At 61.7% G+C, this 300-nt stretch carries 1 protein-coding gene; it reads right to left on the minus strand.

Annotated features, from left to right (window positions below; translation table 11 throughout):
* A partial coding sequence (locus tag QMX86_RS28230; RefSeq protein WP_282390439.1) for an aconitase family protein occupies positions 1–300 on the minus strand: 300 nt, incomplete at both ends.

The following is a 300-nucleotide window of genomic DNA, read 5'->3' on the forward strand; positions in this document are numbered from 1 at the left end:
GCCAGATGTCTTTCAGGCGGATTTCCCGGCCATCGACCACGCCCAGCACATCCTTCTCGATATCGAAACGGATGGTCCCGGCGATCGCGTAGGCACCCACCAGCGGCGGCGAGGCGAGGAATGCCTGTTTGGCGTACGGGTGAATGCGGCCGTCGAAGTTGCGGTTGCCGGAAAGCACTGCGGTCGCGTACAGATCGCGGTCGATGATCTCTTGCTGGAGCAGCGGATCGAGGGCGCCGGACATGCCGTTGCAAGTGGAGCAGGCAAATGCCACAACGCCGAAACCGAGCTGTTCAAGTT

This window comes from Pseudomonas sp. PS01270, assembly GCF_029959775.1.
Taxonomy (GTDB): Bacteria; Pseudomonadota; Gammaproteobacteria; order Pseudomonadales; family Pseudomonadaceae; genus Aquipseudomonas; species Aquipseudomonas atacamensis.